This window comes from Paraburkholderia fungorum, assembly GCF_046027605.1.
Taxonomy (GTDB): Bacteria; Pseudomonadota; Gammaproteobacteria; order Burkholderiales; family Burkholderiaceae; genus Paraburkholderia; species Paraburkholderia fungorum_F.
This window is the reverse complement of sequence record NZ_JAQQEF010000020.1, coordinates 145,345-154,429: the sequence shown is the minus strand read 5'-3', so window position 1 is coordinate 154,429 and position 9,085 is coordinate 145,345. Positions and strand designations below refer to the sequence as shown.

At 60.2% G+C, this 9,085-nt stretch carries 8 protein-coding genes and 4 pseudogenes; 4 read left to right on the top strand and 8 right to left on the bottom strand.

The window, feature by feature from the left end:
* Positions 1-242: pseudogene (locus PQR53_RS28155) on the top strand (IS5/IS1182 family transposase); the annotation flags it as partial.
* A 65-nt stretch (positions 243-307) separates the two neighbouring features.
* On the opposite strand, the pseudogene PQR53_RS28150 reads toward PQR53_RS28155, so the two are convergent.
* Positions 308-907: pseudogene (locus tag PQR53_RS28150) on the bottom strand (alpha/beta fold hydrolase); the annotation flags it as partial.
* 381 nt (positions 908-1,288) lie between these two features.
* On the opposite strand from PQR53_RS28150, the gene PQR53_RS28145 reads away from it, so the two are divergent.
* A complete protein-coding gene (locus PQR53_RS28145; RefSeq protein WP_408461369.1) occupies positions 1,289-2,635 on the top strand; it encodes a PQQ-dependent sugar dehydrogenase in 1,347 nt (448 codons plus the stop codon).
* A gap of 389 nt (positions 2,636-3,024) precedes the next feature.
* Here the strand turns inward: PQR53_RS28145 and PQR53_RS28140 are convergent, their stop codons facing one another.
* On the bottom strand, positions 3,025-3,777 hold the full coding sequence (locus PQR53_RS28140; RefSeq protein ID WP_408461366.1) for a hypothetical protein: 753 nt from the start codon (positions 3,775-3,777) through the stop codon (positions 3,025-3,027).
* 424 nt (positions 3,778-4,201) lie between these two features.
* Between PQR53_RS28140 and PQR53_RS28135 the strand changes: the two are divergent.
* Together PQR53_RS28135 and PQR53_RS28130 are read left to right on the top strand one after the other, a co-directional pair.
* Positions 4,202-4,409 (top strand): annotated as a pseudogene (locus tag PQR53_RS28135) (TIGR00366 family protein); the annotation flags it as partial.
* Between the two features lie 28 nt (positions 4,410-4,437).
* Positions 4,438-5,130 (top strand): cytochrome b/b6 domain-containing protein, encoded by a 693-nt coding sequence (locus PQR53_RS28130; RefSeq protein WP_408461363.1) that lies wholly within the window; start codon positions 4,438-4,440, stop codon positions 5,128-5,130.
* A gap of 46 nt (positions 5,131-5,176) precedes the next feature.
* On the opposite strand, the gene PQR53_RS28125 is transcribed toward PQR53_RS28130, so the two are convergent.
* From PQR53_RS28125 to PQR53_RS28100, 6 genes and pseudogenes are all read right to left on the bottom strand, one after another.
* Positions 5,177-5,638, bottom strand: a complete 462-nt coding sequence (locus PQR53_RS28125; RefSeq protein WP_408461360.1) for a CHRD domain-containing protein — start codon at positions 5,636-5,638, stop codon at positions 5,177-5,179.
* A 121-nt stretch (positions 5,639-5,759) separates the two neighbouring features.
* Positions 5,760-6,374 carry a hypothetical protein gene (locus tag PQR53_RS28120; RefSeq protein WP_408461357.1) on the bottom strand — a complete coding sequence of 205 codons (615 nt, stop codon included), beginning with the start codon at positions 6,372-6,374 and terminating at the stop codon, positions 5,760-5,762.
* Between the two features lie 48 nt (positions 6,375-6,422).
* The gene (locus PQR53_RS28115) at positions 6,423-7,214 is read right to left on the bottom strand and encodes a molybdopterin-dependent oxidoreductase (protein WP_408461354.1); all 792 of its coding nucleotides are present in this window, start codon (positions 7,212-7,214) and stop codon (positions 6,423-6,425) included.
* Positions 7,215-7,216: 2 nt separating this feature from the next.
* Complete coding sequence (locus PQR53_RS28110) at positions 7,217-7,840, bottom strand: cytochrome b/b6 domain-containing protein (RefSeq protein ID WP_408461351.1); 624 nt, start codon at positions 7,838-7,840, stop codon at positions 7,217-7,219.
* A gap of 329 nt (positions 7,841-8,169) precedes the next feature.
* A pseudogene (locus PQR53_RS28105) lies at positions 8,170-8,343 on the bottom strand (integrase); the annotation flags it as partial.
* Between the two features lie 498 nt (positions 8,344-8,841).
* Entirely contained in the window at positions 8,842-9,027 is a 186-nt protein-coding gene (locus PQR53_RS28100; RefSeq protein ID WP_408461349.1) for a hypothetical protein, read from the bottom strand.
* Between the last annotated feature and the right edge of the window lie 58 nt (positions 9,028-9,085).

Below are 9,085 nucleotides of genomic sequence, written 5' to 3'. Positions count from 1 at the left end.
ACAGAATGGCAGTCTCTGCGAAGGAAGCAATGGGCAGATCGAAGCTGAAGGTTGTTGCGGATCGGGGTTACTTCAGCGGCCCGGAGATACGGGTATGCGATCTGAACGACATCAGTGCGTACGTTCCCACGCCACTCACCTCCGCCTCGCGGAAGAAAGGTCTCTTCACCAAGGCCGACTTTGTCTACGAATCAAAAAACGATGTGTATCGATGCCCCCCTGGCGAGCGAGCTAACCGTCGGCCGCAGCGCGCGATGAGTTGCACTTTTGGACGTCCGTCGTCGAGGTTTGAAGCGCTCAGCGCCGCTCAGGCGCCCATGACTTCCGGGGGATGTTTTTTCACATAACGCCCAGGCGCAGGCTCGATCGGCTGGTACTTCGCGTTGCCCGGCTTCTTCGGCGCTGCGACCTGCTTGCCCGCATGCGCCTGCAGCCAGTTGTTCCAGTGCGTCCACCAGCTCCCGGGCTGCGATTTCGCCGACGCCAGCCACGCCTGCGGATCGTCGCCGAGCGTGCCATCGCTCCAGTAGCTGCGCCTGTTCTTCGACGCCGGATTGATCACGCCCGCGATGTGCCCGCTCGCGCCGAGCACGAACTGCGTGTCACCTCCAACGAGTTGCGTCGAACGGTACGCGCCCTTCCACGGCACGATGTGATCTTCTTGCGTGCCGAAGATATAGCTCGGCATGTCGATGCTGCCGAGCTCCACCTGCGTGCCGCACATCGAGAGGCGGCCCGGCTTGCACAGATTGTTTTCCAGATACATGTTGCGCAGGTACCAGGCGTACATCGGGCCGGGCAGATGGGTGCCGTCGGCGTTCCACTAGAGCAGGTCGAACGCCTGCGGCGCGCCGCCCCTAAGGTAGTTGTTCACGACATACGGCCAGATCAGGTCGTTCGCGCGCAGTGGCGTCATATGCCGGTCGCGGACTTACGTTGACTTTGACCACGTCCGATCCCCCGTTTATCTAGTCTATCGCTGTATTCGATCATGCGAGCGACCCGTGACAGCTAGATAAACTGCCGGCATATGATCGGTGTGAATCTTAAAGAATGCTAACAACCGCACCTTAAGGAAAACTGATGCTCCGCACCGAATGCTCCTACTTAGAGGTTCGCCGTCAAACAGGGCTGTGGCCATGAAGACATGATCGGCCGCATGCAGCCATAGGCACGAAACACCGTGCGAACTCTTCAGATAGTCGGCTGAAAGGCATGCCGTTTCACAGGCAGGCTTCTTGCTGATCAATCAGATATGCATTACTCACGTTCAGTGACGGGAAGGAATATGCGCCGCTTCAAACATCTGGTTGTGGTATCGGTTTTGTCGTTAGCAGCATGCGCACTGGGGCCGTCCGGTCCAGCCGATACTGCGTTCGGTGCGTCGCCGGCCCTCCCGGCGCACGAATCGGCCTTGATCCCAATGGTCAACATCGCGCCCGTTCAGGGGCGCCCCGACGGCTTTATGCCAAACGCTCCTGCCGGTTTCGCGGTTACCGAATTCGCCAGCGGTCTGGCGCATCCGCGCTGGCTTTACACACTACCCAACGGTGACGTGCTGGTGGCGGAAAGCGATGCGCCTCGTGAACACGACTCAGGAAGTGGCCTATCCGGCTGGATCCGACGACAGGTCATGAAGCGCGCGGGCGCGGGTGTGCCGAGCCCCGATCGCATCGTGCTCCTACGCGATGCGAATGGCAGTGGCATCGCACAGATGTGTACAGTGTTTTTGCGTGGTCTGCATTCGCCGTTCGGCATGGCTCTCATTGGCAATGAACTCTACGTGGCCGACACTGATGCGTTGCTGCGTTTCGACTATGTGCCGGGCGCCACGTCGATCGAAAGCCCCGGAGTCAAGGTCGCCGGGTTGCCGGCCGGTCCGATCAACCATCACTGGACCAAAAACATTCTGGCGGACCGTTCGGGCAAGCATCTATACATCTCGGTGGGTTCGAACAGCAACGCGGGTGAAAATGGCATAGCAGCGGAAGAAGGCCGGGCAAGGATCCTTGAGTTCGACGTGCAAAGCGGTAAATTGCGCCCCTATGCGACAGGACTACGCAATCCGAACGGACTTTCCTGGCAACCGCAAAGCGGTGCGTTATGGACGACGGTCAATGAGCGGGACGACCTCGGTAACAACCTCGTTCCGGATTACATGACAGCGGTAAGAGACGGCGCCTTCTATGGTTTCCCCTACAGCTATTACGGCCAGCACGTTGACACGCGAGTCAAGCCACAACGTCCAGCGCTCGTCGCGACAGCCATCCCGCCGGACTATGCTCTGGGCAACCACACGGCGTCGCTGGGGCTGGTCTTTTACGACCGGACTGTCTTCCCACCACATTACCGCAATGGGGCTTTCATCGGACAGCACGGCTCATGGAACCGCAAACCACGCACGGGATACAAGGTGGTATTCGTGCCGTTTGTCGATGGGAAACCGACTGGAGTCCCCGAAGATTTTCTGACCGGGTTTCTGACGCCGGACGGCCACGCGGTGGGGCGGCCCGTTGGCGTTGCGCTGGATGCGCGCGGCGCGTTGCTGGTAGCGGACGACGTGGGCAATGCTATCTGGCGAGTGGCGGCCACCAGCAATAATACTTCGGCGCATCCTATAACTTCCGGCGAATGACCTGATCCTGTCTTCAGTCGCATACGCGCGCTCCGTGAGCCCTAGCTGCTGAAGATCCAGTTCATTTACAAACACATCGACGGCCCGCAAGGGGGTTGGTGTCCGTTACGTAGTCGTCGAGTGCCTCAGGAAGAAGAAAACTTTGCGTACGGCCACCGCCGATCAACAGCCAGTCTCGCGCATGGGAACCCTGGAATCGGGGAAACCTCATCGGGCTCCCATACGCGAAGCCGGCGCGTCATCCACATCGCTCGCGAATAGCGGCGTACGCGCAGACCGTATGAACCGGTCGTTTCGAATCCGTCAGGTTCAATGGTGCCTTCGGCAGGCTTCGGCCCGGACTGGCCCAGCAGCCAAAGGTCTGTCGTTGTGCAGCGGGCGCCCGTGGATTATCGGCTCAGGGCGGCCTGGGCCCGTTGCAGCCACTCGCTGTTATGTTCGCGGGCGTGGCGTGGCCAATGCCTGCCATCCTGCACAATCTCAGCGTAAAGTTCGCGCGCACGCTGGCGGTCGGTCTCGTCGGGCTGCATCGCTAGCCAATCGGCGTACAGGCAACGCGGTGCGGCGTCGCTTGCGCTCGCGAGCGCAATCTCGAACGCGGCGCGTGTGCCTGGCGCGCCAATCGCTTCCAAGGCCCGTGCATAGAGCAACGCGGGCTCCGGCTGCCGGCGGGTGAGAGGATGGGCGGCGAACAGTCTTTCCAGCGCGTCCTGCGTGGCCGAAGCATTGCCGTTGGCAAACTGCGCACGCGCCAGCCCTTGGAGTAAAGCCGGATCGGATGAGAACGGCCCGCTGGCCGCCGCCTGGTAATGCTCCAGTGCCTCGGCGGCATTTCCTGCATCGAGCAGCGCTGCAGCCAACCGCATGCGATGCGCGACGGTCGGCGCGCGATCGAAATCCGTGCGCGCCTCGCGCACCGCTCGGTTGGGATCGACAAGCTGCGAGATGGCCCTCGTTGCCGCCCTCGCCCCGCGCGACTGGCGCAGGGAGGGCAAGTAAATGACAAAGAAGTAGACCGCACTGCCAAGGCCAGGAAAAAGAAACAGGATCAGCAGCCAGTACATGTTCTGCTGGGAGCGCACGGCATGCACCGCAAAGAACAGGGCGATGATGACGTAAAGGCTGATTCCGAAGATGCGCATTTACGAGAAGGTCAGTTGTGGGACGTTGCCGACGGTACAGCAGCGAAACGGCAGAGCGCTATTGTGACAGAATCGCGCTCCCATGCGTGGTAGCTCAACGGGACCCGCTCCGCCACCTGGCAGTTAGTCCGGGCCGCCAGACAGCGCATACCCATCATCCGGCCGACACTACCAAACCGGGCATCGGCCTTTGCGGACCTCCCGGTGCCGCTCCTGATGAGTCAACTACAGAAGGTTGCTTTCCTACCAATCGGACCCTTGCGGTCGCGAATGACTGGTCTCATCGCCAGTGAATGCGTACTCTCGACCCAATTGGGCCCTTCGACCGGGCGGCAATTCAACGGCCTCTGAAGTAAAGTAAATCGGTCGTTTCGCCACCCACGACGGGCGCGCGGTTGGACGAGCTGGTAGATTCCTGATCGCGATGCCATCCGCGCATGCGCTACATGCGGACCTGGGCAAGGCGGCGATGGCGATCGCTTTCGGGCGAGGCTTGGACCATTATGATGCAACCGCTCTGGGCGCTGGCGGCGCTCGCGATTGAGAAGCTTGGCGTACGGGACATCATCGGCTATTGCTTCACCGCGTTGCTATTCTCCGGAGTGGTGTTCACCCCGGGCCTTTATATCTTCCAGCCGCTTGCGGACGGAGACGCGACACATGGATGCTCACGAACTTGTCACGCGGCCGACACAGCCTGTCCGCCGCCCAGTGCTGGTCTGGGACGCGCCGGTGCGACTGTTTCACTGGTTGGTGGTCGTGCTGGTCACGGCGGCGTATGTCACCTTGAAACTAAACTGGATCGACTGGCACGTCCGGGTCGGCGAGACGCTGCTCGCGCTGGTTATTTTCAGGCTACTGTGGGGCTGCTTTGGCAGTGAGACCGCGCGCTTTCGCGGTTTCGTGGCGTCGCCCGCGGCTGCACTTCGACATTTGCACCACCTGTTTCGCCGCGAGCCGGATGTGCAGGTGGGCCACAATGCGGCCGGCGGCTGGATGGTCCTGCTGCTGCTCGCGTTGCTGCTGGTCGAGACGCTGAGCGGGCTCTACGTCAACAACGACATTGCCGACGAAGGGCCGTTGAGCGAAGTCGTGCCCGCGTGGCTCGCCAACGCGATCTCGACCCTGCACGGGCTTGTTTGGGACGTGCTGCTCGCCGCAGTGGCGCTGCACGTGCTCGTGATCGCCATCTACGCGGTAGCGAAGGGGCACAACCTGCTGCGTCCGATGCTAACGGGCTACAAGCTGTTGCCCTCCTCCATCGACGCGCCGCGGCAGACGCCAGCGCTGCTGGCGCTGCTGCCGCTCGGCGTCGGCGCCGCCGTGGTGATGCTGCTCGCGGCTTATCTCTGAGCTCGCCGGGAACCTGATCTCAGGATGCCGCTTCAGTGGGGTCGCGTCAGTTGCTCTTCGGGGGCACCACCTGGCCGCGGATCTCGCCGTTCGGATTGCTTTTGGTGTGAACGTTGATGTACATGTCACCGGCTTCGAACATCTTGGCATCGTCCGGGGATAACGTGGCCTGACCGCTGATCGGGCTCGTCACCTCCATGTTGCCTTTCTGAGAGAGCCAGACCTTCACGCCGGCGTTTTTGCCGGCTGGGGCGGGCCCGTGGAAATGTGCCATCGTGGCCTGACTCGACAATCCGCCGAAGCTGATGTTCCAGGTTACGACCCGCGTGCCTGAGTCATACGTGAGGTCGGCGCTGCCGCTGCCTGGAGTCTGCACCGGCGGAACCTGTTGAGCGCCCGTCAACGGCACTTCAAATGAGACCGGTGCCGCTTGCACTACGGTCAGCGTACCTGCTAAGGCCAGGCCACCGAACACCATGAAAGCGCACTGCGAGATGGATCGTGACATTTAGTTTTCTCCTTTAGGGAACAACGAACGCGCGATGATGCGGATGCATAAATCGACCCGCTGCGGAGGTTGAACCACGTGCTACCGCAGCGGACAGGTCATCCATCCGATCGCCAGTCGACTACATCGGCGGAGCGACTCCATCCTTTTCGACCACCACGCGCTGCGCGACAAATGCACCCTGCGACGCGGCCGTCGCGACCACAAACACTTTCTTGCCCGCGATCAGGTCGGTGCGTGCGGCCGGCGTGAAAGTGACGATGGGTACGTTGGGCGGAACGGTCACTTCATTGTTGCCGCCTTTGTACGACAGCTTCAGATTCCGGCCACTAGTACCCTGAACGACCGTGTCGACATTCGCATTCGTCATCGTGCTGTTCGGACCGAGGTCCCATGCGTAGTGACCTTCACCCGAGCCGCGCGCGGATTCGGGGAAGACGACCACTTCGGTGGCCGTCAACTTTCCGTCAGTGCCCGTCGTTGCGGCGGTGCCGACGAAGGAGCCCGGCTTGATGTCCGAAAGCTGCATGGCCTTGACCGCAGACACGGCAACGGTCGATTTGAGCTCGATTGACACAGTGTCGCCGCTACGACGATGCACCTTCAGGACGTCGCCGTCGAGCGAGACAATTTCGCCGCGGATGCGCGACGGTTTGGCGGCGGGCGTCTGAGCGAGCACGACACTGGCAAAAGTCAGCGTGGCGAGGGTGACGCCAAGTTTCAAGCGGATAGACATGGATGCTCCGTAAAGGACTGTTGAGTTTCGAGAGTGGACTAGTGCACATCAGGAACCGCCGAACCAGTTATAGCCCTGGTTCTCCCAGTAACCACCGGGATATTCGTTCGTCACACTGATTGCGACGATATGCTTCGGATTCTTGTATCCGAGCTTGGTCGGCATACGCAGCTTCATTGGGAAACCGTATTTCGGCGGCAGCACTTCGCCGTCGTACGTAAGTGTGAGCAGCGTCTGAACATGCAACGCAGTTGGCATGTCGATACTGGTCCAGTAGTTGTCCGCACAGTGCAGTGACACGTACTTCGCCGTGATGTCCGCGCCCGAATGCTTCAGGAAACTGGAGAAACGCACGCCGCCCCATCGGCCGATCGCACTCCATCCTTCGATGCAGATATGGCGCGTGATCTGGCTTTCCTGCGGCAACGCGCGCAGCTCGTCGAGCGTCCAGACGCGTTTGCCAGTCGCGAGGCCTCCCACCTGTAGCCGGTAAGTAGCGGCGTCGACTTCGGGCACATCGTCGATATCGTAGAACGCGTTGAACGGAAACGGCCGTGTGATCATCGACTCCGGATAGGTCGGGGCCATCTCGTTCGGGTTGAACAGCAGGGCCTGCACCTCGTCGTTGAAGAACGACATTCTGCGCAGCATGGTGTTCACGGACTTGTCATTGGACAAATCGCAGCCGGACAGCATCGCTATGCCGCCGAGCGTGAGAACCCGCTTTCCGAGCAGGCGGCGTGCCGGATTTTTCAGTTCGTTGCGCGCATCCTTGATGATGGATTCGGCGTGAGACGAGAGAAACGTATCGGGTTTCTGTGCCCTGTTTCGAAAAGTCATGGTTACCGTCCACGAAGCATCAAAAGCAGCGAGCGCGGCACCAGTGCGACCATGACGACATGCACGACGAAGAACGCAACCAGCACGCTCATTGCAACGAAATGCACGACACGCGCATTGTCGTACCCGCCCATTAGCGTGCGCAGCAGTGGGAACTGCACCGACTTCCATATCGCCAGTCCCGACAGAATGACGAGCGCAATATCGACGATGACGACCAGATAGGCGAATTTCTGTACCGCGTTGTAGCGTGTGAGGTCCTCGTGCCCGAGCTTGCCACGCAGCGCGGCGACGAGATCGGTTGCAAGCGACTTGAAGCTGATCGGCATCAGTTTCTGGCGCAGACGTCCGGACGCCAGATTCAGCCCGACGTAGATGAGGAAATTCGCGACCAGCAGCCACATGATCGCGAAATGCCATTGCAAGGCCCCGCCGAGCCAGCCGCCCAATGTGATGGCGGAAGGAAACTGTAAAGCTGGAAAGATCGGCGAGGCGTCATAGACCTGCCAGCCGCTCATGACCATCAGTACGACGGCGAGCGCATTAATCCAGTGTGTGATGCGGACCCAGGCGGGTTGAATCGTTGTGTGAATCAAAGCGATCTCGTGATTGATGAGGTAGCACATGCTCGGACTGCTGGCCGGCTGCGACCAGGCTGGGCTCCCATAGGTAAACATAACCCGCGCGCAACTATTCCATTGCGCGACAAATAATTTTTCTTACAAGCGACGCATGCGCAGCATTGCGGCCGAGAGCGCCAATTGGTCCAGATTTCGAAGGCAAGTGATTCGAACCAGGCACGAACCAGATCACAGCCAGCTGGAGCGGCCCAGGACGCGACGAGTGCGATCGTCCGGGAAGGTCCGTACGTGGGCGGACCCGACGTTCAAATGTCCGCCTGAGAGCGCGGTCGAACGTCTGTAGATGGCCGGACAGCGCCCGGTTACTGTCCGGCCAACTTGCTGTCGATGGCCAGCTTGAACATCGCAAGATCGCGCGTTCTTGCTGCCAGTTGCAGACGAATCCGGATCGCCCAGATCTCTTTCAGTTTGAGCGGCGGCTTCTGCCCGGTCAACTTGCTTTTATTCAGGGGCACACGTGCCCTGCTGACAACGGCAGTCGCTTCCATGACGATTTCCTTTCAAGTGAAGGGAGTCCCAGTCTGCGCCGACCACCCGGGGACGATAACCGACCCTCAACGGCCAGTCACGCTGCGCGCTCTCACTGGCAGAAAACCGACCGGTCCGTACGTTCAAGTGGCATTTTCGGGAACAACTATTCGACTTAGCCGCCGCTGGCCGGTCGCCACACCGACGGCGGCTTAAGCCAACAAGGTGCTGGCACCTCCGTCGTCATGGTGTTTCGCGTCCGCGGTCCACGTGGGAGTCCGTTGTTTTGCGAGGAGAAGAGTTGAGCACGCTTGGTGACGAACTGGAAGCCTAGTCCTCATCGATCGTGAACAAGAAAACGGTCGTAATGCCCTCAGAAAGAATGCCCACGCTCACAACAACCCGTCGCGTTGAGGCGGAACGGTCGGTATCGGGGCAGCGCAGATAAAGTCATCGGAAGCGAATTCAAAGAGGCCCCTGTTGGCGGGGCCTTGACCTACGAAATCACCGGGTTTCTGTTAGTACTTCGTAGAAACCCCACTGCCAGTGAAACTGTGCTGGACAGGAGCGTCATTTGCATAGTCGGAAACGGCCTGGATGATGTTCACGATCTGTTGCGGCAACCTGCCGCCGCTGACAGCGGTCATTGCAGTACGATCCATCTCGACGGCTACGGGGAGGTCTTTGATTACCAGGGCGTTCATTTCGATTCTCCAAGGGTAAACTAGTCAGTGAGGAGTGTCAGAGCTTGTTTTGAGGGTG